This is a genomic window from Enterobacter sp. kpr-6, from assembly GCF_900116015.1.
Classification (GTDB): Bacteria; Pseudomonadota; Gammaproteobacteria; order Enterobacterales; family Enterobacteriaceae; genus Enterobacter_D.
This window is the reverse complement of the sequence record NZ_FOYH01000008.1, coordinates 31,595-55,870: the sequence shown is the minus strand read 5'-3', so window position 1 is coordinate 55,870 and position 24,276 is coordinate 31,595. Positions and strand designations below refer to the sequence as shown.

The 24,276-nt window shown below is 55.4% G+C and carries 22 protein-coding genes; 14 read left to right on the top strand and 8 right to left on the bottom strand.

Annotated features, from left to right (window positions below; genetic code table 11):
* Positions 1 to 223: 223 nt before the first annotated feature.
* Entirely contained in the window at positions 224 to 1,843 is a 1,620-nt protein-coding gene (gene pckA / locus BM373_RS17110) for a phosphoenolpyruvate carboxykinase (ATP) (protein WP_090464047.1), read from the bottom strand.
* Between the two features lie 387 nt (positions 1,844 to 2,230).
* Here pckA and BM373_RS17105 point away from each other — a divergent pair, with 387 nt between their 5' ends.
* Positions 2,231 to 3,949, top strand: a complete 1,719-nt coding sequence (locus BM373_RS17105; RefSeq protein ID WP_090464353.1) for a DUF4153 domain-containing protein — start codon at positions 2,231 to 2,233, stop codon at positions 3,947 to 3,949.
* Between the two features lie 41 nt (positions 3,950 to 3,990).
* On the opposite strand, the gene hslO is transcribed toward BM373_RS17105, so the two are convergent.
* Genes hslO through BM373_RS17085 form a run of 4 tightly spaced genes read right to left on the bottom strand, consistent with a single transcriptional unit; the run spans position 3,991 to position 8,168 of the window.
* On the bottom strand, positions 3,991 to 4,869 hold the full coding sequence (gene hslO, locus BM373_RS17100) for an Hsp33 family molecular chaperone HslO (RefSeq protein WP_090464044.1): 879 nt from the start codon (positions 4,867 to 4,869) through the stop codon (positions 3,991 to 3,993).
* Between the two features lie 24 nt (positions 4,870 to 4,893).
* Entirely contained in the window at positions 4,894 to 5,295 is a 402-nt protein-coding gene (hslR, locus tag BM373_RS17095) for a ribosome-associated heat shock protein Hsp15 (RefSeq protein ID WP_090464041.1), read from the bottom strand.
* A complete protein-coding gene (gene yrfG / locus BM373_RS17090) occupies positions 5,292 to 5,975 on the bottom strand; it encodes a GMP/IMP nucleotidase (protein ID WP_090464350.1) in 684 nt (227 codons plus the stop codon). Before yrfG ends, hslR begins: the two co-directional genes overlap by 4 nt.
* Positions 5,976 to 6,032: 57 nt before the next feature.
* Entirely contained in the window at positions 6,033 to 8,168 is a 2,136-nt protein-coding gene (locus tag BM373_RS17085) for an intracellular growth attenuator family protein (protein ID WP_090464038.1), read from the bottom strand.
* Positions 8,169 to 8,490: 322 nt separating this feature from the next.
* Between BM373_RS17085 and nudE the strand changes: the two genes are divergently transcribed.
* Positions 8,491 to 9,051: an ADP compounds hydrolase NudE gene (gene nudE, locus BM373_RS17080; protein WP_090464035.1), complete on the top strand. Its 561-nt coding sequence runs from the start codon at positions 8,491 to 8,493 to the stop codon at positions 9,049 to 9,051.
* A gap of 142 nt (positions 9,052 to 9,193) precedes the next feature.
* On the opposite strand, the gene mrcA is transcribed toward nudE, so the two are convergent.
* Complete coding sequence (gene mrcA, locus BM373_RS17075) at positions 9,194 to 11,746, bottom strand: peptidoglycan glycosyltransferase/peptidoglycan DD-transpeptidase MrcA (protein ID WP_177220166.1); 2,553 nt, start codon at positions 11,744 to 11,746, stop codon at positions 9,194 to 9,196.
* A 120-nt stretch (positions 11,747 to 11,866) separates the two neighbouring features.
* On the opposite strand from mrcA, the gene BM373_RS17070 reads away from it, so the two are divergent.
* The 12 genes from BM373_RS17070 (at position 11,867) to trpS (ending at position 21,942) form a co-directional block, all read left to right on the top strand.
* On the top strand, positions 11,867 to 12,658 hold the full coding sequence (locus tag BM373_RS17070; protein WP_090464029.1) for a type IV pilus biogenesis protein PilM: 792 nt from the start codon (positions 11,867 to 11,869) through the stop codon (positions 12,656 to 12,658).
* The gene (locus BM373_RS17065) at positions 12,658 to 13,197 is read left to right on the top strand and encodes a PilN domain-containing protein (RefSeq protein ID WP_090464026.1); all 540 of its coding nucleotides are present in this window, start codon (positions 12,658 to 12,660) and stop codon (positions 13,195 to 13,197) included. Before BM373_RS17070 ends, BM373_RS17065 begins: the two co-directional genes overlap by 1 nt.
* Positions 13,181 to 13,645 (top strand): HofO family protein, encoded by a 465-nt coding sequence (locus BM373_RS17060; protein ID WP_090464022.1) that lies wholly within the window; start codon positions 13,181 to 13,183, stop codon positions 13,643 to 13,645. The genes BM373_RS17065 and BM373_RS17060 overlap by 17 nt, the downstream gene beginning before the upstream one ends.
* The gene (locus tag BM373_RS17055) at positions 13,635 to 14,042 is read left to right on the top strand and encodes a HofP DNA utilization family protein (protein WP_090464019.1); all 408 of its coding nucleotides are present in this window, start codon (positions 13,635 to 13,637) and stop codon (positions 14,040 to 14,042) included. Before BM373_RS17060 ends, BM373_RS17055 begins: the two co-directional genes overlap by 11 nt.
* A complete protein-coding gene (gene hofQ / locus BM373_RS17050; RefSeq protein WP_090464016.1) occupies positions 13,951 to 15,198 on the top strand; it encodes a DNA uptake porin HofQ in 1,248 nt (415 codons plus the stop codon). The genes BM373_RS17055 and hofQ overlap by 92 nt, the downstream gene beginning before the upstream one ends.
* Positions 15,199 to 15,533: 335 nt before the next feature.
* On the top strand, positions 15,534 to 16,055 hold the full coding sequence (gene aroK / locus BM373_RS17040) for a shikimate kinase AroK (protein WP_090464013.1): 522 nt from the start codon (positions 15,534 to 15,536) through the stop codon (positions 16,053 to 16,055).
* A gap of 55 nt (positions 16,056 to 16,110) precedes the next feature.
* On the top strand, positions 16,111 to 17,193 hold the full coding sequence (aroB, locus tag BM373_RS17035) for a 3-dehydroquinate synthase (RefSeq protein ID WP_090464010.1): 1,083 nt from the start codon (positions 16,111 to 16,113) through the stop codon (positions 17,191 to 17,193).
* Between the two features lie 102 nt (positions 17,194 to 17,295).
* A complete protein-coding gene (gene damX / locus BM373_RS17030) occupies positions 17,296 to 18,594 on the top strand; it encodes a cell division protein DamX (protein WP_090464007.1) in 1,299 nt (432 codons plus the stop codon).
* A 67-nt stretch (positions 18,595 to 18,661) separates the two neighbouring features.
* Positions 18,662 to 19,474, top strand: coding sequence for an adenine-specific DNA-methyltransferase (dam, locus tag BM373_RS17025; protein WP_090464004.1), 813 nt, complete (start codon positions 18,662 to 18,664; stop codon positions 19,472 to 19,474).
* A 39-nt stretch (positions 19,475 to 19,513) separates the two neighbouring features.
* Complete coding sequence (rpe, locus tag BM373_RS17020) at positions 19,514 to 20,191, top strand: ribulose-phosphate 3-epimerase (RefSeq protein ID WP_090464000.1); 678 nt, start codon at positions 19,514 to 19,516, stop codon at positions 20,189 to 20,191.
* Positions 20,184 to 20,945, top strand: a complete 762-nt coding sequence (gene gph, locus BM373_RS17015) for a phosphoglycolate phosphatase (protein ID WP_090463996.1) — start codon at positions 20,184 to 20,186, stop codon at positions 20,943 to 20,945. The genes rpe and gph overlap by 8 nt, the downstream gene beginning before the upstream one ends.
* A complete protein-coding gene (trpS, locus tag BM373_RS17010; RefSeq protein WP_090463993.1) occupies positions 20,938 to 21,942 on the top strand; it encodes a tryptophan--tRNA ligase in 1,005 nt (334 codons plus the stop codon). Before gph ends, trpS begins: the two co-directional genes overlap by 8 nt.
* Positions 21,943 to 21,989: 47 nt before the next feature.
* On the opposite strand, the gene cysG is transcribed toward trpS, so the two are convergent.
* Positions 21,990 to 23,363 carry a siroheme synthase CysG gene (gene cysG / locus BM373_RS17005; protein WP_090463990.1) on the bottom strand — a complete coding sequence of 458 codons (1,374 nt, stop codon included), beginning with the start codon at positions 23,361 to 23,363 and terminating at the stop codon, positions 21,990 to 21,992.
* Between the two features lie 18 nt (positions 23,364 to 23,381).
* Entirely contained in the window at positions 23,382 to 24,188 is an 807-nt protein-coding gene (gene nirC / locus BM373_RS17000) for a nitrite transporter NirC (protein WP_090463988.1), read from the bottom strand.
* Positions 24,189 to 24,276 lie beyond the last annotated feature (88 nt).

Genomic DNA, 24,276 nt, shown 5'->3' with positions numbered 1-24,276 from the left:
CCCGGCCCTCTCCCTGAGGGAGAGGGGGAAAACCGACCCTCACCCCGACCCTCTCCCTGAGGGAGAGGAGGAAACCCGGACCCTCACCCCGACCCTCTCCCTGAGGGAGAGGGAGAAGTGGCTCCGTGCTCGATCTGTACCTGAGGGAGAGGGGGAAGGGCCAGTCCGTGCTCGATCTGTCCCCTCTCCCATTGGGAGAGGGTTAGGGTGAGGGGAAAATCACTTACAGCTTCGGTCCCGCACTCACCAGCGCCGCCCCTGCCGGGGTATCGGTGTACTTCTCAAAGTTGGTGATAAACAACTTCGCCAGCGCTTCTGCTTTTTCCTGCCACTGCTCCGGTGACGCATAAGTATTGCGCGGATCGAGAATTTTCGTGTCCACGCCCGGCAGCGTCGTCGGAATCGCCAGATCCAACATCGGCAGAGTGAAGGTTTCTGCTTCGTCCAGCGAACCGTTCAGGATGGCATCAATGATCGCGCGCGTATCTTTGATCGAAATACGTTTGCCGGTGCCGTTCCAGCCGGTGTTCACCAGGTACGCCTGCGCACCGGACGCCTGCATCCGTTTCACCAGCACTTCCGCATACTGCGTCGGGTGCAGTGACAGGAATGCCGCGCCGAAACAGGCGGAGAAGGTCGGGGTTGGCTCGGTGACGCCGCGCTCGGTGCCCGCCAGTTTAGCGGTGAAGCCAGACAGGAAGTGATACTGCGTCTGGTTTGCTGTCAGGCGCGAAACCGGCGGCAATACGCCGAACGCATCTGCTGTCAGGAAAATGACTTTGGTGGCGTGGCCTGCTTTCGAGACCGGTTTTACGATGTTATCGATATGGTAAATCGGGTAGGAAACGCGGGTGTTCTCGGTTTTTGAACCATCGTCAAAATCAATGGAGCCGTCATCGCGCACGGTGACGTTTTCCAGCAGCGCATCGCGGCGGATAGCGTGGAAAATGTCCGGTTCCGCCTCTTCGGAGAGCTTGATGGTCTTGGCGTAACAGCCGCCTTCGAAGTTAAACACGCCGTCGTCGTCCCAGCCGTGCTCGTCATCGCCAATCAAACGGCGCTTCGGATCGGTGGAAAGCGTGGTTTTGCCGGTGCCGGAAAGACCGAAGAACACCGCCACATCGCCGTTTTCGCCGACGTTTGCTGAACAGTGCATGGAGGCGATGCCCTTCAGCGGCAGTAGGTAGTTCATGATGGAGAACATGCCTTTTTTCATCTCGCCGCCGTACCAGGTCCCGCCGATAAGCTGAATACGCTCGGTCAGGTTGAACGCCACGAAATTCTCGGAGTTCAGGCCCTGCTCTTTCCACTGCGGGTTGGTGCATTTCGCGCCGTTCATTACGATAAAGTCCGGCTTAAAGTTTGCCAGTTCATCGTCTGTCGGGCGGATAAACATGTTCTTCACGAAGTGCGCTTGCCAGGCCACCTCGGTGATAAAGCGAACGGATAAACGGGTGTCGGCATTTGCCCCGCAAAACGCATCAATAATGAATAAGCGTTTGCCAGACAGCTGTTGTGTGACCAGCCCTTTGAGATGCTGCCAGGTTTCCGGTGAGAGCGGTTTGTTGTCGTTCTTACCTTTGCCTTTATCTGACCACCAGACGGTGTCACGGGTGGTGTCGTCGCGGACAATATATTTATCTTTCGGCGAACGGCCGGTGAAAATACCGGTGTCGACGGCGATAGCACCAGAATTCGTCAATATGCCCCGCTCAAATCCTTCCAGGTCTGGATTGAGCTCCTCCTGATACAGCGTATCGTAGTCGGGGTTATAGACGATATCCTGAACGTCGTTGATACCATAAGCCATGAGATCTTGCGGGGTTAAATCGTTAACGCGCATGTCACTACTCCTTAGCCAATATGTACTGCCTGAGATTGTAGGGTTGTTATAGGTCACTGACCGCGACAGGGCTCATAGATTTAAGCATCAGGAAATCCTTGTTATGCCGAAAATACTGTTACACCCGCCTTCTGGCGAAACAAATTATGGATGTTTTGCGCGTGGGTATGACGCAAACGTTCCTAAAATGGCGGGAGGCAGCAGATTTGTCGGTTACTTTGTGAGTGTAATCGCATTCATGAAAGTAAATTTCGTAAGTCCTACACGTTAAATCGATCCACTTCACCGGCTTAATGTCTGAAAACCCACCCACGCCTCACAGGAACCCCGATCCAGTGCGATAATCGCCTTTCGACTCGTTTTCAGGAATATGACATGGATAGTGGAATGCAGAGTACGGCGCTTTCACGTGCGACGCGCTGGGGCATGATGGTCACGGGTTTGCTGCAAGGACTGGTGTGCTATGTCTTGTTTAACTGGCTGGCCCCCGTTAATCACGACTGGTTGTTTTATGGATTGCCCGCGTCGCTGGCGATTTCATCCATCCTGTTGCTGACGGTGGTGTCCTTTAAACAACGCGCACTCTGGGGCTGGCTGGCGGCAATTGCCGCGCTCGTGCTGGCGATGAGCTATTGGCTGAAACAGGATCTTACCGGTCTGAGTCAATGGCGCGTTGAAGAGGCACTCTGGATCTTCGGCTGGCAACTGCTTTGTATGGCACTTCTTGGGCTGCCCTGGCTACAGCATCGGCTTAATGCGCAGCAAGGTGTGGCGCGTTATTCCCAGTTTTACGCCCGGATGTGGCTGAACGCGCTCACGCTGCTGGTCTGTTTATTCATTAACGGCCTGGTCTGGCTGGTGCTGTTGTTGTGGAGCAGGCTCTTTGAGCTGGTGGGGATCACCTTCTTTGACCGGCTGTTCTTCGATACCGACTGGTTTGCCTGCATAGCCATTGGGACGATCGGTGCCCTTGCGGTGATTCTGGCCCGCACGCAGTTCCGGCTGGTTGCCGCAGTACAAAAACTGCTGACCTTTATTGGCATTGGCCTGCTGCCGATGGTGTCGCTGCTGGCGCTGATGTTTATCGTCACGCTACCTTTTACCGGCTTACAGGCTATTTCCGGTCACGTTTCGGCGGCGGGTTTGTTATCCACGCTGGCGATGCTGCTGCTATTGCTGATGGCGATTGTCAGAGATCCGCAGCGGGAATGGCTGCCTTATCCGCCCGTGCTGCGCTGCGTGGTGAAAGTGTCGCTGCTTATCGCGCCGGTGTATGTGCTGATCGCGGGCTGGGCGCTGGCGTTGCGGGTTCATCAGCACGGCTGGTCGGCGTCACGTATCTACGGCGTGCTGGTGGTGCTGGTGCTTCTGGTCTGGTCGCTGGGATATCTGGTGAGCATTATCAAGCGCCGGGCCAATCCGATTCACTTCCAGGGGAAGGTAAACCAGGGGGTTTCGCTGCTCGCCTGCGCAATACTGTTTTTGCTGCACACGCCTGTGCTCGATCCCTGGCGCATCGGCGTTAACAGCCATATGGCGCGCTATCACAGCGGTAAAATCACGGCGGATGAGGTCAGTCTGTATATGCTCGATCACAGCCGTAAGCCGGGACGGGATGCGCTGGTCGCGCTACATAAAGATAAGGAATTTATCAAATCCGCAAAGCGTAAAAAGGAGTTGAATTCGCTTTTGACCGGCTTCTCCAGTGTTGATAACGGTACGATGGTGGAGACGCTGATAAAAAATATTGAGATAGCACCGGGCTCAAAGCCACCTGAGGCTGCTTTCTGGAAAGATGCCGCAGAGAGCGGCAGGTACAGCTTCCGTTCATGTTCAGAACCGGCTTCATGCCTGCTGATCAATCAGGATCTGAACGGCGATGGTCAGCCCGAGTGGGTGCTTTTCGCCTTTGGTGCCGGGGAGATGCAGGTTTATCGCTTCCATGAGGCGAAATGGGTCAACAACGGCTGGTCGTCGCTGCCGAATAATTTGACCAAAGAAGAGGTGCTTAGCGCCGCGGCCAGCGGCAGGTTAACCGTGCAACCTAAAGTCTGGCAGGATCTGCGCGTGGGTGATGAACAACTCGATATTCATTACAGCAATTAGCGCAAATGACAGCCCGGCAGTAGTCTGCCGGGCGTCAGGGATTAATGCAGTTGCGGATCGGCAGGGGAGGCGTTATTGCGGATCTCGGCAATATCCATCGCGTTGAACAGATAGTGATTGCCGCAGTAATCGCAATGCATGTCGATTTCGCCTTCTTCAGCGACAATGCTGTCGATTTCTTCATCAGGCAGCGTTTTCAGCGCCCCGGCACAACGCTCGCGTGAGCAGGTGCATTTGAATTCCACATCCTGCGGATCGTAGAGCGTCACTTCTTCTTCGTGATACAGACGCCACAGCACATCGTTAGCCGGGAGGGTTAACAACTCTTCCGTTTTAATGGTGTCGGTCAGCGTCGCCAGATGCTCAAAGTCGTTCACCTGAGTATCCTGCGCGGGCAACACCTGCAACAGCATTCCGCCTGCCGCCAGTTTTCCTTCCACCTCGCCGGTGCGGATAAACAGACGCGTCGGCAACTGCTCGGAACGCATGAAGTAATCTTCCAGGCAGGCGGCCAGCGTATCACCTTCCAGACCGACCACGCCCTGATAGCGCTCGCCTTCTTCCGGGGTGATGGTGATGACTAAAAAGCCGTTACCTACCAGCGTTTTCAGATCGGCATCATCGGCAATCTCACCCTGCACGCGCGCCACGCCGCGCATCTGCTGGCGGTTATTGCCGTTAATCACCGCCAGGCTCATCGGCCCGTCGCCCTGCAACTGCACGGTAATATCCCCGGCAAATTTCAGCGTGGCGGTCAGTAAGCTGGTGGCAACCAGCAGCTCAGCAAGAATGGTTTTCACCGGTTGCGGGTAGCTGTGATTTTCGAGGATCTGTTGCAGGCTCTCGGATACCGTGACCAGTTCGCCGCGAACGGCGTAGTTTTCAAACAGGTAGCGGTGTAATTGGTCGTGTTGGGCCATAGTCATCTCGTCTTAGGGTGAACGTTATTCGTCTTCACCATATTTAAATTTCATCAAATCGCGGCGTTCTTTCTTATCCGGACGCCGATCAGGGTGCGGCATGGTTAACGCGTTCATCTTGCGCGCTAACGCAATTTTTTCACGTTTTTCAACGCTTTCTGCCGTTTCTTCGTACAGTTCCACCGCCTCGCTCGCCGGACGCCGCTGCTCGGTAATCGCTTTCACGATCACCGTGCGCTCGTCGTTTCCCTGGCGTAGCGTCAGCCGGGCATTCAGCTCAACGATTTTGCTCGGTTTGGTGCGCTGTCCGTTGTAATGCACTTTACCGCCTTCGATCATCTCGCGTGACAGCGCCCGGGTTTTGTAAAAGCGCGCGGCCCAGAGCCATTTATCCAGACGAACCTCTTGTGCCGGTTTTTCTTTCATCGCGTCTCCTTTACACCGAGCCATGGGAGCAGGTGGCGGTAGTCGTTCAGCCCCGGATGGCGCTGATAACTTTTTTCAGCCATGCCGGAGTCCGGGTTGGTAATGCCCAGACAGTAACGAATACCAAATTTAGCAGCCGCATCCAGGATCGGTTCGCTGTCGTCAATAAACAGCGTCCGTTCAGGATTGAACCCGGTTTCCTGCTGCACGGCGTGCCACAATCGCTGATCCTCTTTTGGAAAGCTAAATGTGTGGGTGGAAAGTAATAAATCAAGGTGTGAGGCGAGACCCGTATGCGTCAGCTTCACGGCCAGATTGTGCGGATGCGCGTTGGTGAGCAATATGCGGCGTTTTCCACAGGCTTTAAGCGCATCCAGGAACGGCACGGTATCTTCGCGCAGGACGGCGCGCGGGCCTTCGGCGGTGGTCATCGCGCAGATATCCAGCCCGAGCCGTTCGCTCCAGTAATCCAGACAGTACCAGTTTAGCGTATGCTGGACGGCGTGATACTCCTGGCTGATAAGCGCCTGCGCTTCCTGCGCCGTAATCCCAAGTTTAGCGCCGTAGGTTTCCGGCACCAGCCTTTGCCAGAAGTCGTTATCAAACGCGAGATCGAGAAGCGTGCCGTCCATGTCCAGCAAAACGGTATCTACGTTTTGCCAGTCGATATCAATATGCATAGAAAACTCCAGCCAGAAAAACGAGCGCGAGCGCATGGGCGTCGCGCGCGGATTTTATCAGAGAATGTTATCCGGAGCGGCGATAAGCGTGGGATTCAGGCAGCTATCGTAATAGTTCTGAATGTCCGCCAGGCGCGAGCGATGGCGGTGGAAGCGGCGAATCGCCTGAATACCGTTGTAGAGGCTGCACACGATCATCGCCAGCAGCAGCAGGGCGGTGCCGGTATAACGCCACAGGCCCGCGCTGTCCGGCATCCGGTGCAGACTGATATGGCGGGTGCCGTTGGCGTCAGTATAAAGATTAGTGATGATCCCCTCGGCGCTGAACGGCGTCTGCATCAGCATTTGCGCCAGCCGCTGGAACTCATTCCACTGATCTTTAGCCGGATAGTCATACAGGGCGACAGGCGGCCAGGGCTGATCCACTAACTCGCTGCCTTCCTCGCTGGTAATCAAAAATCCGCCAGGTGCCGGGCTATTGAGAGACTGCGCGGCGCGGGTGGTTTCGCGGGTAATGAATGGCGCGGTGGAGGTGGTCACCAGATTATCCAGCGACTCCGCGCTCACCGGGCGCAGCAACACATTGACGCCGCTAAGTTTTCCGGTGCTGGCGCGGCGCGTCAGCGCTTCCCAGTCTTTGGTATTACCGAGGTTCACCAGCGCATTTTTCAGTCGCAGGCATTCATCTTCGACGGAGCAAAGATCCTCCGTTCTCAATACGATGTCGGCAAAATCATCCAGCAATACCATTCCCGATTTTTGGATCGCGGAACGCAGGGCGGCGCTGACGCGTGAATCGTCTTCCGTTTGTGGATGGAGCTGGCGATTCACCGCCTGAATAAGCGCGTTGGCTTTGTTGACCGTTTCTGATTCCGGTAACGGCAGGACTGGCGCGTTATTCCAGATAATCTGCGAGCAGTCGAAGGGGGCAAACGGCGATTCCTGCTGCCGGGTCCAGTTATTTTGGGCGTGAATGTTACACATCCCGGTTCCACGGATGCGTAAGGTATCACCGACGCGCAGCGAGACAGACTCAAGCTCACCGACGCTGGTGGCTTCAATGGTTTGCGCGCCTTTCATCCAGGAAACGGTGAATTTAATCGGCATGTCCAGCGGCACCCAGATAATCAGCATCGCCAGTACCATAAGCGCGCCGACGGCAATCACCGCACTGCGCAGCCAGTGTTGCAGCGGGAAATGAGTGGCCTCGTCATGCAGAGACAAAAAGCGCCCCTGACGGACAACGTGGCGGTCGAGATAAATATCGATATCCGTCTGCTGGCCCAAATCCTGAGCGAGGTAAGGCTGCCAGTGGCGCGGATAAATCAGGTCGATAATGCCCAGTGAAATATTATTGATCTGCTCCTGATCGTTTTCGCCAAACAGCCCCCAGCGCTTGGGTGTGCCACGCAGGCAGTGGATTTCACGCAGGGTATTTTTGGCCGGGGGCGCAAAGAGTCCCCAAAGACCGGCGGCCAGCAGCAGGATCGCGCCGCCCGCCATCCAGGGGACGAAGACATTTGGCGTGACGAGACAGAAGAAAAACAGCAGGAAAGAGAGGCTGATGAGCAGCGCTTCGCGCAGACCGTCCGGGCGGCTTAGCGCATATTCTTCACGGGTTTCCTGACGGATATTTAACAGCTCAATCTGCTCGCTTTCTTCACCGCGAATGGACGCCTGAGTGACGGATTGCAGCTCGAGCGAGTAGCCGCGCATCTCCTGCATGTATTCACTTAACGTATGACCATTAAGGGAAATCACCAGCGGCAGCGTGTCGGTGCGGATCAGCTCGACGGTATTTTCATCGGTGATGTACTGCTCCCAAAACGGCGGCAGATGCACTTCGACCGCATCCAGATAGTAGCGCCACTTATTGAGATCGTCGGTGTTGATACCGTAACGGGTAATGGAGTGCGTCACGGCAAGAACCGTGTCGCTTTGCGCGTTTAACGCCATCGCCACCGGTGGCGTCGTCGCCCCGGTCGGCCCCGGCACTTCAAGCGTACGGGAAAGAGTATCGAGATAGCTTTCAATTGCGCTGCGCTCATCACTGGTCAACTTGCGCGTTGCGGCTTCAGCAAAAGCCTGCAGGTTTGGCAGCCGGTAAAGGCGCTTTTTCCGCCGCCGGAAGAACCACCCCGCAAGAAGGGCGCAGGCAAGCCAAGCAGCGAAAAAAATCAAAATGGTGCTCATGCTTTCCCCATCTTACTTTTTCTTACAGAGGTGTATTTCGTAGCACCTTTATAAAGATACGACATCACGTCAATGGCAACCGACGAGCGAGGTAATTGTACGTTTTTAAGCCCCTGCTCACAGCGCACGCGATAGTAGCAAAGCCGGTTACCGCAAAAAATCAGCAAATTCCTAGTTTTAATTCAACCCCTTGACTTTTTTAGTGAAATGGGGAATGAGTTAAGATAGGTTACAAAAATGTAAATCAGAAGCAAATCACATTGCCGAAACCGTGCGGTATACCGCACAATAACCGCAGTTTTCACTGTAAAGACTGACCATCATGAGCAAATCATTGCAAAAACCCACCATTCTTAACGTTGAAACGGTCGCGAAGTCACGATTGTTTAACGTCGAAAGCGTGGACCTGGAATTTAGCAACGGCGTCCGCCGCGTGTACGAGCGTATGCGTCCCTCTACGCGTGAAGCCGTAATGATTGTGCCCATCGTTGATGACCATCTGATTTTAATTCGCGAATATGCCGTGGGGATTGAAGCCTACGAACTGGGCTTTTCGAAAGGGCTTATCGATCCGGGTGAAAGCGTCTACGACGCGGCGAACCGTGAGCTAAAAGAAGAAGTGGGTTTTGGCGCGAAGGAACTCACCTTCCTGAAAAAACTCAGCATGGCACCGTCCTACTTCTCAAGCAAAATGAACATTGTGGTGGCGGAAGATTTGTACCCGGAATCGCTGGAAGGGGATGAGCCTGAACCGCTGCCGCAGGTGCGCTGGCCGATCGCTCATCTGATGGATTTACTTGAAGATCCGGATTTCAATGAAGCCCGTAATGTCAGCGCGCTGTTTCTGGTGCGCGAATGGCTGAAAGGGCAGGGGCGGCTTTAATTCACCCTCACCCTAACCCTCTCCCTGAGGGAGAGGGAACCGATCGAGTGCGTACTTGCCTTTCCGCCTCTCTCTGAGGGAGAGGCAATCCCGCCTTTCCCCCTCTCCCTGGGGAGAGGGCCGGGGTGAGGGGTGTTTACGATCAGAACAACTCGTGCGTCTCGCCACCATCAATAATCACCGTACCCACTTCATGCACCGCCTGCTGCGTTGGCTGCGTGCCTTCAATGAAATACTCCTGACGACTATTTCCGCCATTGGCGAGCTGCCCGCTGCTGCGGTCGATATTCACGCTCACGATGCCAGGTGGTGGCGTTAACGGCTCTTCCGGCACCCCGTCGAGGGCATGTTTCATAAAGTCATCCCAGGCAGGCTGGGCACTTTTAGCCCCGCCTTCATAGCCTGAAATCTGATCTTTAATTGCTCCCGACGCCGTGGTGCGGCCCAGATCGCGACGGTGATCGTCAAAGCCAATCCAGACAGAGGTTACAACGCCCGGCCCGTAGCCGGAGAACCACGCATCTTTCGAGCTGTTGGTGGTGCCGGTTTTGCCGCCGATATCGTTACGCTTCAGATCGCGCCCCGCGCGCCAGCCGGTGCCTTGCCAGCCCGGTTCGCCGAAGATATTACTGTTAAGCGCGCTCTTAATTAAAAACGACAGCGGCGTGTTGATCACATGCGGCGCGTATTCCGTCACGCCCGTCTGCGCAACCAGCGCCTGGTTTGCCTGCTCCAGTCGCGGCATCGGCACAACAGCGTTCTGCTGCTCCTGCGAAACAGCCACATCTTCCACATCCCGGTTTTCCAGAACGTTGGACTTCTGCGTTTCGCCGTAAATCACCGGAATATCGCACTCGGCGCAGGCGACTTTAGGCCGCGCCTCAAACACGACGTTGCCCTGACCGTCTTCGATTTTATTGATGAAATAAGGATCGACCAGGAAGCCGCCGTTTGCCATTACCGCGTAGCCGCGCGCGACCTGTAGCGGGGTAAACGAGGCAGAACCGAGCGCGAGGGATTCGGTATGCACGATATTGCGTGCCGGGAAGCCGAAGCGCTGCAAATATTCCGCCGCATAATCCACGCCCATGGCCCGCATGGCGCGCACCATCACCACGTTTTTCGACTGGCCTAAGCCCTGACGTAAACGGATTGGCCCGGCATACTCCGCCGGGGAGTTTTTCGGCTGCCAGTCCGATCCGGCACCAGCATCCCAGCGGGAAATTGGCACATCATTGAGGATGCTGGCCAGCGTCAGCCCTTTATCCATCGCAGCGGTGTAAAGGAACGGTTTGATATTCGAGCCGACCTGACGCAGCGCCTGGGTGGCACGGTTAAACTTGCTCTGGTTGAAGTCAAAGCCGCCCACCAGCGCGATCAGCGCGCCATTTTGCGGATTAATGGAAACCAGCGCTGAGTTAACATCCGGCACCTGCGCCAGCCACCAGGCGTCGCCTACCTGACGAACCCAGATTTGCTGTCCGGTCTGCACCGCGTCCGTGACTTTACGCGGCGTTGCGCCCTGAGCGGTATCGGAGCGGTACGGGCGCGCCCAGCGTATGCCTTCCATGCGCAGCGAAACCGCCGTGCCATCTGCCATCATCGCGGTGGCTTCCTGCGGATTCGCGTCGGTGACCACGGCGGGCAACAGCGGCCCGTAAGTGGGGAGCGCTTTTAACGAATCGGTGATTTTTTTACTGTCCCACGCGCTTTCACCCACTTTCCACAGCACGTTAGCCGGGCCGCGATAGCCATGGCGCATGTCGTAGTCCAGCACGTTGTTACGCACCGCCTGCTGCGCGGCCTGCTGGGCTTTGCGCGTGACGGTGGTGTAAACGCGGTAGCCATCTTCATAGGCTTTTTCGCCGTAGCGGGAGAGCATTTCCTGGCGCACCATCTCAGAAAGATACGGAGAGGAGAAGGCGATTTCCGGCGCATGATAGTTGGCGTCAATGGCTTCACTGCGCGCCTGATCGTACTGCGTCTGGCTGATGTAGCCTTCGCTCAGCATACGCGACAGCACCACGTTGCGGCGGGAGGTCGCGCGATCTAAGGAATAGAGCGGGTTAAAAGTCGACGGTGCTTTTGGCAGTCCGGCAATCACGGCGATCTCACTGAGCGTCAGTTGATCAACGGACTTGCCGAAATAAACCTGCGCCGCTGAACCCACACCGTAAGCGCGATAGCCAAGATAAATTTTGTTGAGATAAAGCTCGAGGATCTCGTCTTTATTCATCAATTGTTCAATGCGGATCGCAAGGAACACTTCTTTGATTTTACGCATCAGGGTGCGTTCCGGGCTTAAGAAGAAGTTACGCGCCAGTTGCTGCGTAATGGTACTCGCCCCCTGGGACGCGTGGCCGTTAATCAGCGCCACGCTTGCCGCGCGGAAAATCCCCACGGGATCGACGCCATGATGCTCGTAGAAGCGGCTGTCTTCGGTGGCAATAAACGCTTTCACCATTTCAGGCGGGACTTCATCTAAAGTCAGCGGAATGCGACGCTTCTCGCCAAATTGCGCGATCAATTCGCCATCGGCGCTATAGACCTGCATTGGGATCTGGAGTCGCACATCGCGGAGCGTCGTGACATCAGGTAGTTGCGGCTCAATATACTTATATAAGCCATAGATCGAGCCTGCTCCCAGCAGAATGCAACAGACTGCAAGGATCAATAAATACTTTACGAACTTCACCGGAGATTTCCCATTTAGTTTCATTTGGGCAGTTTATAAACAACCGCGCGGTAGTATAAAGGCAAGCCAGATGCATTGATAGAGCAGTCATTTGGACGAACGATAGGGAGATCGCGATTTATGGTATTTGGACACTGGCAAATAGGTATTCATATTCAGCAGGATGGCGTATTTGGCGTCGCGCTGGTCTGCGAAAAAGGGCAGTGGGCGTTGCGCCGCTGGTGGCATCTCCCGCTGGAGCCGGGCGTGATTGCCGACGGGAAAATTAATCAGCCTGAAAAGCTGACAATGACCCTGCTGCCGTGGAGCAAAACGCTCCCGCGCCGTCATCATATCCGGCTGGCTTTTCCTGCCGAACGAACGCTGCAACGAAAAATCCCCCAGCCCGCCATGCGTTTGCGCGAGCGGGAACAGGTATCGTGGGTGGCGAATACGCTGGCCCGCGAGCTGGAAATGGCCCACGCCGATCTGCGCTTCGATTACGCGGAAGATACGCTGAAAAACGCCTGGAGCGTCACGGCGGCTCAACGCAAAGAGGTGGCGGTTCTGCTTGAACTGGCAGAATCCCTTCATCTTCATATCTCAGCCATCACGCCGGATGCCTGCGCGCTACAGCGGCTGCTTCCCGGCCTTTCTCCGCCTGCGAACTGGCTGGCGTGGCGTGACAGCACGCAATGGCTGTGGGCCACGCGATACAGTTGGGGAAGGCAGGCCCGCGATACCACGCCATCGCTGGATGAACTGGCCCGGCAGCTTGGGTTGCAGGCGTCTGAAGGGCAGGTCTGTAATGTGCCGGATGCGCTGGCGGGGTTTGATCCCTGGTGCGCCATTCCCCATCGGCAGCCGCCGTTACCGTCGAACGGTGACGCGTATGCCGTGGCGATCGGCCTGGCGCTGGGGGCGCAGTACTGATGACATATACGGTCAATCTTCTCCCCTGGCGCATCCAGCGGCAAACGCGTTGCCGGAATATCTGGTCGGCGATCTTCGTCGGGACGCTGATCGTTATCCTGCTGACGGCGTTCGCCTGCCGTCAGGTTCTCCAGGCTGAGCGGCAAATGCTCGCCCTCATTGCGCAGGCCGATGCCGCATTGCTGAACGCTTTTGCGACACAAAAACAGCAATGGCAGGCGCTGGAAAAACAGAGGCAGACTAATGAGCGCCATGAAAAACAGCGTCAGGCGACGCGTCACTGGCAGCACGCACTGATGCATCTGGCCGGACAAATGCCCGATCGTGCCTGGCTGACCGGGCTGCGTTACCAGCAGGGCAAACTTGAGCTGGCAGGCTACGCCACCTCCTTTGACGCGCTTGCAAAGTTTGAGTCGGGGCTTAAAGCGCTACCTGGATTTCATGCCGGTAAAGCAGGCAGCGCGGCGCGTGATGCCGAAGGTCGCTGGCAGTTTAGCCATCAGTTGATCAAGGGCGATGCCAATGAACCGCAGCCTTGAACACTGGTATGCCTTATCCGCCCGTGGTCGGGTGGGCGTCTGGTTGCTGCTCACTCTGAGCCTCCTTTTATTAAGCGGGTGGAGCGTCGTGTATCCGGCCTGGAGCGCGCTCGGCCAGCAGCGTGAGCATCTTATTGCGCAGCGCCACGCCGTGCGTGAGCAATGGCCGAAAGCCGTACAACAGCGGCAGGCCCTTCACACACAGGCCGCGGCGGAGGTCACAAAAGCCTTTACCCCGCTCGATTTCCAGCATCCACAGGCACAACTCACACGCTGGCAGCCCGGCAATAACGGCGGCGAAATGGCGCTTGAGGTGCAGTGGGAACGGGTGGGTGACATTTTTGAACAACTTGCACAGCGCAATATGTACGTGAGTGCGTTTTCTCTGGAGCCCAAAGGCGAGGCGCTGAGTTTGACGCTGCAACTGGAGAATGGCGATGAATCCTGAGCGTCTGCTACTGATCACCGTTGCGCTGTGGCTACTTACCGGGATGCGTGATCCCTTCAAACCCCAGCCCGATCTCTGCCAGTCGGCGCAACTCACACAATGGCACTATCAGGGCGTGGTCATCACCCAACACCAGGCAAAAGGAATTGTGAAGGACGCGGCGGGAACGTGGCGGCGGGTAGGCGTGGGTGAAGTCTTGCCAGCAGGATGGCGGATTGAGCGGATCACCGAAGAAGAGATTCATCTTATGACTGGCGCGGGCTGTGAACCGCAACAGTGGCAATGGAAGCGAGAGGGAAAACAACATGAAGCGATGGATAGTGGCGGGAGTCATAGTGTGCAGCACACTCAACGCGCAGGCGGAAAAACCGAAGCCCGTGACGCTGGTGGTGGATGATGTCCCCGTGGTGCAGGTGCTGCAAACGCTGGCTGAGCAGGAGAAACACAACCTTGTCGTCTCGCCGGATGTCAGCGGTGTGCTGTCGCTCCATCTGGTTAACGTGCCATGGAAGCAGGCGCTGGAAACGGTGATTGCCAGTGCCGGTCTGACGCTGGATAAGCAGGGAAATGTTTTGCATGTCCACTCACAAGCCTGGCAGCAGCAAAAGCAGGCGAGCCTGCAGGCTGAGCGGGAAAAGCAGCAACTCAATCTGCCGCTGCACAGTAAAAGCCTGCTGCTTCGTTATGCTGACGCCAGCGAACTGGCCAAAGCAGGCGAAAAGTTATTGAGCCCAAAAGGCACCATGACGGTGGATAAACGCACCAATCGCCTGTTGCTTCGTGACACTCAAACTGCGCTTAAAGCATTAACGCTCTGGGCGGAGCAAATGGATCTGCCTGTCGAGCAGGTCGAACTGGCGGCGCATATCGTCACTATTAATGAAAAGAGCCTGCGCGAACTGGGTGTGAAGTGGAATCTGGCCGACGGGGTGGCAGACGCGCCCGGTAAAGTGGGGCAGGTTGCGGCCATGAGCGCGGATTTGTCTGTCGCCAGCGCCACAACGCGTGTGGGCTTTAACATCGGGCGCATTGACGGACGCATGCTGGATTTTGAGCTATCGGCGCTGGAACAGGAGCAAAAGCTGGATATCATCGCCAGCCCGCGCCTGCTCGCCTCGCATCTGCAACCGGCCAGCATTAAGCAGGGCAGTGAAATTCCCTATCAGGTGTCCAGCGGTGAAAGCGGCGCGACGTCCGTGGAATTTAAAGAAGCGGTACTGGGTATGGAAGTGACGCCAACGGTACTCGGCGAGGGCCGCGTGCGCCTGAAATTGCATATCAGCCAGAATATGCCCGGCCAGGTTTTACAGCAGGCCGAAGGAGAAACACTGGCTATTGATAAGCAGGAAATCGAAACGCAGGTGGAAGTGAAAAGCGGCGAAACGCTGGCATTGGGTGGGATCTTCCAACAAAAGAAGAAAAACTCCAGCGATAAAATTCCGGTGTTGGGCAGCATTCCATGGGTAGGGCAACTCTTTCGCCACGACGGTAAAGATAACGAAAAGCGCGAACTGGTGGTGTTTATCACGCCGCGTCTCGTGCCGCTGCATTAATGATTTTATAAATATTATGACAATTCAGGATGAGTAATGGCGTTTAAGGTCTAAACTTGATGGTTTTTGCGCTGAACTGAACTCAGGTGTTTGACGTGAGAGATGAATTAGCTTACAAGGAGTACCGATTTGAGCGTCAGGTAGTCCCGTCACACCTCAATTGACCTCTGTGAAGGATTGGTGATTTATTCAGTTGCCAAACAAGCCGGAGTATTGAGATAATTTTCAGTCTGATTCTCGAACTCACCATATGAGGTTTCAGTTCATGTCCTGCTGCGCTGGGTGTCTGCGAAGCGGGTTTACCATTAACGAATAGTCTTAGTAATACCGAAAAAATGGCAGAGAAACGCAATATCTTTCTGGTTGGGCCTATGGGTGCCGGCAAAAGCACTATTGGGCGTCAGTTAGCTCAACAACTCAATATGGAATTTTACGATTCTGATCAAGAGATTGAGAAACGAACCGGAGCTGATGTGGGCTGGGTCTTCGATGTAGAAGGTGAAGAAGGTTTCCGCGATCGCGAAGAAAAAGTCATTAATGAACTGACTGAAAAACAGGGCATTGTGCTGGCAACTGGCGGCGGCTCTGTGAAATCACGCGAAACCCGTAATCGTCTCTCCGCTCGTGGTGTAGTGGTGTATCTGGAAACCACTATCGAAAAGCAACTGGCTCGTACTCAACGTGATAAAAAACGTCCGCTGTTACAAGTGGATACACCTCCGCGTGAAGTACTGGAAGCGCTGGCTAACGAACGTAATCCGCTGTACGAAGAGATTGCTGACGTGACCATTCGCACTGACGACCAGAGCGCAAAAGTGGTCGCAAACCAGATTATTAATATGCTGGAAAGCAACTGATTCTGACTTACTTACAAAGCCTGCGGGTTTAAGCAACTAAGGTGGATGTCGCGTCATGGAGAGGATCACCGTCACTCTTGGGGAACGTAGTTACCCTATCACCATCGCGGCTGGCTTGTTTAACGATCCAGCTTCCTTCTTGCCGTTGAAGTCCGGCGACCAGGTCATGCTGGTCACTAACGAGACACTGGCTCCGCTGTATCTCGATAAAGTCCGCCAGGTTCTTGAAAAGGCGGGAATTAACGTAGATAGCGTTGTTCTGCCTGACGGCGAACAATATAAAAGCCTGACGGTACTGGATACAGTCTTCACAGCCTTACTGCAAAAACCTCACGGGCGTGACACAACGCTCGTCGCGTTAGGTGGCGGTGTGGTTGGCGATCTTACGGGATTCGCCGCCGCCAGCTATCAGCGCGGGGTACGCTTTATTCAGGTGCCTACCACGCTTCTTTCGCAGGTAGATTCCTCTGTTGGGGGCAAAACTGCCGTCAACCATCCTCTTGGCAAAAATATGATTGGTGCGTTCTACCAGCCCGCTTCGGTGGTGGTGGATCTCGACTGTCTGTCTACGCTTCCGGCACGTGAACTCTCTTCAGGTCTGGCTGAGGTCATTAAATATGGCATCATTCTGGACGGCGAGTTCTTTTGCTGGCTTGAGGAAAATCTTGATGCCCTGCTGCGACTCGACGGCCCGGCGATGGCGTACTGTATTCGCCGCTGCTGTGAGCTAAAAGCCGAAGTTGTGGCGGCTGACGAGCGCGAAACGGGCTTACGTGCTTTACTGAACCTTGGACATACTTTTGGCCATGCTATCGAAGCGGAAATGGGCTACGGCAACTGGCTTCATGGCGAAGCGGTAGCGGCAGGTATGGTCATGGCCGCGCACGTTTCAGAGCGTCTTGGTCAGTTCGATAAAGCCGATACACAACGTATTATCACTTTACTCAAGCGTGCAGGTCTGCCGGTCAGTGGCCCGCAAGAGATGTCCTGTGAGGCGTTCCTGCCTCACATGATGCGAGACAAAAAAGTCCTGGCGGGCGAGATGCGCTTAGTGCTCCCGCTTGCCATTGGCAAGAGCGAAGTTCGCGGCGGCGTTCCGCATGACGTGGTTCTTAGCGCCATTGCTGATTGCCAGTAAGCGTTCAATTAGAAAGGTCTGGCCACGGCCTGCCGTGGCGTTTTAACTTCGGGCGATGTGCATAGCATAAGTGGTCGCACTAGCCTATGAGTGGGGTGTTAAATGGATGAATTCAAACCAGAAGACGAGCTGAAACCCGATCCCAGCGATCGTCGTACTGGTCGTTCTCGTCAATCTTCTGACCGCGATAGCGAGCCGCAGATCAATTTTGATGATGTCGATCTGGATGCTGACGATCGTCGTCCGGCGCGTGCCCGCAAGCCGCGTGAAGACGAAGATTATGAAGATGACGACGTTGACTCAATGGATGAGGAGCGCGAAGAGCGCCGTCCCCGCAAACGTAAAAAAGCCGCAGCCGCTAAACCCGCCTCCCGTCAGTACATGATGATTGGCCTCGGGATCCTGGTGCTGATCGTGCTCATTATTGGTATTGGCTCTGCGCTGAAAGCGCCCGTGAGCAAAAACACCGATGAGCAAACGGCTTCTACAGAAAAGAACATCGACCTGTCGGGTAATGCTGGTAATACCGGTAATACCGGTAATGCTGGCAGTGCTGCCGATCAGGCTAACGCGACTCAGCCTGCGCCGGGCACCACCTCTGCTGAACAGACGGCGGGTGCTTCCCGTGATGTGACGCTGCCGCCGATTTCATCGACCCCAACCGAAGCTCAGGCACCTGCTACGCCAGAAGGTCAACAGCGCGTAGAAGTGCAGGGCGATCTCAATAACGCGCTGACACAGCCGGAAAGCCAGAATCAGCTTAATAATGTGGCGGTGAACTCCACATTACCGACTGAACCGGCAACCGTCGCGCCGCTGCGTAACGGCAGTGCGAAGCCTGCAGAACCGGCAGAAACCACGCGTCATACCGCGCCGCGCACCACGACCGAACGCAAACAGGCTGTGATTGAGCCGAAACCGCAAACGCCGCGTGCTGAACCGAAAGCAGTACCGACGCAACCGAAGCGTAGCGAAACGGTAGCAAGCGCCCCGGTGAAAACGCAAACGCCTGCGCCGACCGTCACGCAACCAAAAGCCACGACCAGCGCACCGGCTAAACCGGCAGCGAGCGCGCCTGCGGCTACCGCTCCCGCAGCGTCTGGCGGCAGCTCGACAGGTAACGTGGGTTCGTTAAAATCAGCACCAGCAAGCCACTACACGTTGCAGTTGAGCAGTTCATCCAACTATAACAACCTGAATGCATGGGCTAAAAAAGAGAATCTGAAAAACTTTGTGGTTTATCAGACCTCCCGTAACGGTCAGCCCTGGTATGTCCTGGTCACCGGTGTTTACGCGTCGAAAGATGAAGCTAAACGCGCTGTGTCCACGCTGCCCGCTGATGTTCAGGCGAAAAACCCATGGGCGAAGCCGTTGCACCAGGTGCAGGCCGATCTTAAATAATGATAAAAGCGCAGTATGCTGTCGGAGCTTTTTCCACAGCCGGAGAAGGTGTAATTAGTCAGTCAGCATGAAAAAGAATCGCGCTTTTCTAAAATGGGCAGGGGGCAAGTACCCCCTGCTTGATGATATCAAGAAGCACTTGCCTGAGGGCGAGTGTCTTATTGAACCCTTTGTGGGAGCCGGGTCGGTATTTCTCAATACCGACTTTTCTCGTTATATCCTCGCCGATATCAACAGCGACCTGATCAGTCTTTACGACATCGTAAAAACACGTACCGATGAGTATGTGCAGTGCGCGCGCGCGCTGTTCGTCCCGGAAACGAATCAGGCGGAAGTCTATTACCAACTGCGGGAAGAGTTTAATCAGTGCCGCGAGCCATTGCGTCGCGCCGTGCTGTTTTTATACCTCAACCGCCACGGCTATAACGGCCTGTGTCGCTACAATTTACGTGGTGAATTCAATGTTCCTTTTGGTCGTTATAAGAAGCCTTATTTCCCGGAAGATGAGCTGTACCACTTTGCTGAAAAAGCGCAAAACGCTTTCTTCTTCTGTGAATCTTATGCCGACAGCATGGCGCGCGCAGACAAAGACACGGTGGTCTATTGCGATCCGCCCTATGCGCCGCTGTCTGCGACCGCCAATTTCACTGCCTACCACACCAACAGCTTTAGCCTTGAACAGCAGGCGCATCTTGCCGCGCTTGCTGAAAGCCTGAAGAATGATCGGATCCCGGTGCTCATTTCTAATCACGACACCTCATTAACCCGTGAATGGTACCGCCAGGCTGAGTGGCATTTGGTAAAAGTACGACGCAGCATTAGCAGCAACGGCGGCACACGTAAAAAGGTGGACGAACTGCTGGCTCTGTATCGCCCATGAGCCGTTTCGCCCGCCGCTAAACTTCTCAAGGAGATGCGGATGAAACAGTATTTAATTGCCCCTTCCATTCTGTCGGCTGATTTTGCCCGCCTGGGTGAAGACACCGAGAAAGCGCTGGCTGCCGGTGGCGATGTCGTGCACTTTGACGTGATGGATAACCACTATGTGCCGAACCTGACTATCGGGCCGATGGTGCTAAAAGCGCTGCGCAATTACGGCATTACTGCCCCCATCGATGTGCATTTGATGGTGAAACCGGTAGACCGCCTGGTGCCGGATTTTGCGGCCGCCGGTGCCAGCATTATTACGTTTCATCCTGAAGCCTCTGAGCATGTCGATCGCACGCTGCAACTGATCAAAGAGAACGGCTGTAAAGCGGGCCTGGTGTTTAATCCGGCCACATCGCTGAGCTATCTGGACTATGTGATGGACAAGCTGGATGTGATCTTGCTGATGTCCGTTAACCCAGGTTTTGGCGGCCAGTCTTTCCTTCCGCACACGCTGGATAAACTGCGTGAAGTGCGCCGCCGTATTGATGAGTCCGGCTATGACATTCGCCTCGAAGTGGACGGCGGCGTGAAGGCGAGCAACATTGGTGAAATCGCTGCTGCCGGTGCCGATATGTTTGTGGCGGGCTCCGCGATTTTCGATCAGCCAGACTATAAAAAAGTCATTGATGATATGCGCGCTGAACTGGCAAAGGTAAGTCATGAATAAAATGCAGACAATCCGTGGCGTGGCGTTTGATCTTGATGGCACGCTGGTCGACAGCGCACCCGGTTTAACCCACGCGGTTGATATGGCGCTCTATGCGCTGGAGTTACCCCAGGCAGGCGAAGAGCGTGTAGTGACGTGGATCGGCAACGGTGCCGACGTCATGATGCAGCGTGCGCTGAGCTGGTCGCGCCAGGAGCGGGCATCCCAGCGTGCAAGCGTGGGTAAACCTGCGGTCGATCATGCGGATATCCCGGAAGACGAACAGCAGCGCATGCTGCGTAAACTCTTCGATCGCTATTATGCCGATGTGGTGACAGAGGGCAGTTTCCTGTTTCCTGACGTTGAGCAGACGCTGGCCGCTCTGCATTCACAGGGGTTGCCGCTGGCGCTGGTGACGAATAAGCCCACGCCGTTTGTGGCTCCCATTCTGGAATCGCTGAATATCGCTCACTACTTTAGCGTGGTGATCGGCGGCGATGACGTTGAGAACAAAAAACCGCATCCGGAACCGCTGCTGCTGGTGGCTGAAAGATTAGGCATCGAACCCCAGGCACTGCTCTTTGTGGGGGATTCCCGCAATGATATTCTGGCTGCTCGCGCCGCAGGCTGCTGCTCTGTCGGTCTGACCTATGGCTATAACTATGGTGAAGCCATTGCGTTAAGCGAGCCGGACCATGTGTTCGATAATTTCAAAGACTTATTGCCCATTTTCGGGCTTTCGCATAGTGAAAATCAGGAACAAAAAAATGACTAAGCCCATCGTCTTTAGCGGCGCACAGCCCTCAGGTGAACTGACCATTGGCAACTATATGGGTGCGCTGCGTCAGTGGGTAAACATGCAGGATGACTACCATTGCATCTATTGCATCGTTGACCTGCATGCCATCACCGCGCGTCAGGACCCGGAAAAGCTCTATAACGCGACGCTCGACACTTTGGCGCTGTATCTGGCGTGCGGCATCGATCCTGAAAAGAGCACGATCTTTGTCCAGTCTCACGTGCCGGAGCACGCACAGCTTGGCTGGGCGCTGAACTGCTACACCTACTTTGGTGAACTGAGCCGCATGACGCAGTTCAAAGACAAATCAGCGCGTTACGCAGAGAACATCAACGCGGGTCTGTTCGACTACCCGGTGCTGATGGCTGCCGACATCCTGCTGTATCAGACCAATCAGGTTCCGGTAGGCGAAGATCAGAAACAGCACCTTGAACTAAGCCGTGATATCGCTCAGCGCTTTAACGCCATTTACGGCGATGTGTTTAAAGTGCCTGAGCCGTTTATTCCGAAATCCGGTGCGCGCGTGATGTCTCTGCTCGAACCGACCAAGAAAATGTCCAAGTCTGACGATAACCGCAACAACGTGATCGGCCTGCTGGAAGATCCGAAATCGGTGGTTAAGAAGATCAAGCGCGCCGTGACCGACTCCGACGAGCCTGCGGTCGTGCGTTACGATGTGAAAGAGAAGGCGGGCGTGTCTAACCTGCTGGATATTCTTTCTGGTGTCACCGGTCAGAGCATTCCTGAGCTGGAAGCGCACTTTGAAGGCAAAATGTACGGCCATCTGAAAGGTGAAGTTGCAGACGCCGTTTCCGGCATGCTGACTGAGCTGCAGGAGCGTTATCACCGCTATCGTAATGACGAAGCATTCCTGCAAAAAATCATGAAAGAAGGCGCAGAAAAAGCCAGCGCGCAGGCGTCCGAAACGCTGAAAGCGGTCTACAAAGCCATTGGTTTTGTCGGCAGACCGTAAAAGTTACGCGTAAAAAAAGCCAGATGCTTAGCATCTGGCTTTTTTATTTAGTAATTCGAGAACCAGTTCAGTTTGTCACGCAGACTGACCACGCGACCCACGATAATCAGCGCCGGGCTTTCGACCTGTGTGGCCAGTTCACCTAGTTCACTGAGCGCGCCATTCACCACGCGTTGCTTAATCGAAGTGCCGTTTTCTACCAGCGCGACCGGCATATCAGTCGGCATCCCATGCGCGATTAACTGTGCCTGAATGGTGGCAGCCTGATTTAGCCCCATATAGAACACCAGCGTTTGCTTTTCTGCCGCCAGATTTTCCCAGTCCAGTTCACCACCGGTTTTGAGATGCCCGGTGATCAGTCGCACGCTCTGGGCGTAATCGCGATGGGTCAGCGGAATGCCGGAATAGGCGGAACAGCCTGACGCCGCAGTAATGCCCGGCACCACGGAGAACGGAATGCCCGCGTGACACAGCGTTTCCAGCTCTTCGCCACCGCGCCCGAAGATAAACGGGTCGCCGCCTTTCAGACGTACCACGCGTTTACCGGATTGCGCCGCGCGCAGCAATATCTGGTTGATTTCTTCCTGCGGCACACAGTGGTAGCCCGCACGTTTGCCGACAAATACACGATCGGCGTCGCGTCGCACCAGATTCATAATGTCATCGGAGACCAGGCGGTCATACACCACCACATCCGCCTGCTGAATTTGTTGCAGACCCTTTAACGTTAACAGTCCGGCATCGCCTGGCCCCGCGCCAACCAGCACCACTTCACCGCGCTTATCCAGCGGCTCGTTGAGCAGTTGTTCGGTGATGGCGTTAACGGCTTTGTCATCATTATTGGCCAGGGATTGTGCCAGACGATCGTTGACGAAGAGTTTTTCCCAGAAACGGCGACGCTCGCCGACGCTGGCAAAATGGGTTTTCACACGGCTACGCAATTTACCGGCGAACGCCGCGAGCTGACCCAGATGTTGAGGCAGAACCGCTTCGAGTTTTTCACGCAGCAGGCGCGCGAGAACCGGGGACGTGCCGCCTGATGACACGGCGACCATCAGCGGTGAGCGGTCGATAATCGACGGCATAATAAAGCTGGCTTCCTGCGGGGCATCCACCACATTACAGAAGATACGGCGGGCTTCCGCCGCGTCGCTCACCTGCTGGTTGACCGTTTCATTATCCGTGGCGGCAATCACCAGCCAGGTGGTGTCGAGCAGCGTTTCATCAAACGCCCCCTCCACCAGCGTCAGCATCCCTTCGTTTGCCCAGACGGTAAATTGTGGGTCAAAGGCGAGGGCGTTGACGGTGAGCCGCGCACCGGCTTCCATCAGTAATCGGGCTTTACGTTCTGCGACATCGCCACCACCGACCAGCAGGCAGTCACGACCGCGTAATTGACAAAAGATGGGAAGATGGTGCACGACATTACCTCATTATTTTTATTGGCTTACAGTTTCGCCCAACGCCGCTTTTGCGGGAGCCGGACGCTCAGCACGAGGAGTAGCATACCAATAACCCAGCCCCATAAATACGACGCCAGATAAAGTATTCCCGAGCGTGACCCACAGCAGGTTGTGGCCAATACCGGAGAGGGTGTACGCGTCGCTGTGATGACCAAACCAGGAGAGGGCAAACAGGGTCATATTGGCGACGGAGTGCTCGTAGCCGGAAGCGATAAACGCCAGCAGGCACCACCAGATTGCGAGGAATTTTGCTGCGCCTTCGGTACGCACTGCCATCCAGATCGCCAGACAAACCAGCCAGTTACAGAGCGCGCCTTTGAAGAACAGGACCATCGCGGGTGCGGTGGTTTTGGCCAGCGCTGCCGTGTGCACAAGGCTGGTATCGAGCGGCAGCAGGCTACCACCACCCCAGTTATACAGCAGGGCGACAAACACGGAACCCAGCAGGTTACCCATCCAGGTTTGCGGGAGAATCGCCCACATCTGGCCCTGGCTGATGGTGCCGGCTTTCACACCGAAGGTCAGAAACATGGTGTGTCCGGTGAAGAGTTCAGACCCGGCGATGATGACCAGCGTTAACGCGATACCAAAGGTGGCACCCATCACCAGCGGACGCACGGCGGGTTCAAGCAGGTTGCCGAGGGTGAAGATCAGAATGATGCCGAGGCCAACGTATGCGCCCGCCATGGCGGAACTGACCCAGAAGCCCAGTGGATTTTGCGACGAGAGCCGTGCAATGCGCGCAGCGTTAGCCGCACACTTGTTAATAGTGTCTGTGTACATGTTGATTATCCCAATGAAGTTTAAAAATAAGAAATAAGGTTAAGAAAACACCCTCACCCTAACCCTCTCCCTGAGGGAGAGGGAACCG